Below are 353 nucleotides of genomic sequence, written 5' to 3' on the forward strand. Positions count from 1 at the left end.
GATTGAAAATGGATTGAAAGGGGTTAATGGCATGGTTGAATATCCAAAAGAATTTTACGAATAAAATAGAGCTAATGGATAAAAATCTTAGTAAAATAAAAACAGAAATTTATGACACATGCTGTCTTGACATTTCGAGTTTTCAAACTGAAGTGGAAAGCAAAGCATATAGTGCCTGTCGTTTTCAACTCAATGGTTTAAATATTTTGAGTAGAAATGCCAAAATAACACCAAAAAAAGCTGGACAATTTGTTACGTTTTGGAAACGAATAGGAAATGGATCAATTGAACCATTTAATGAGAATGACCGAATTGATTTTTGTACTGTAAATGTGCAGACTGAAAATAAGTTT

The 353-nt window shown here is 30.9% G+C and carries 1 protein-coding gene; it reads left to right on the top strand.

Annotation, left to right across the window (positions count from 1 at the left end; all coding sequences use genetic code 11):
- Positions 1 to 26: 26 nt before the first annotated feature.
- Positions 27 to 353, top strand: a 327-nt coding sequence (locus KI686_RS15960; RefSeq protein ID WP_237590319.1) for a MepB family protein, incomplete at its 3' end; no start/stop codon positions are given.

Source organism: Polaribacter sargassicola (assembly GCF_021991835.1).
Classification (GTDB): Bacteria; Bacteroidota; Bacteroidia; order Flavobacteriales; family Flavobacteriaceae; genus Polaribacter; species Polaribacter sargassicola.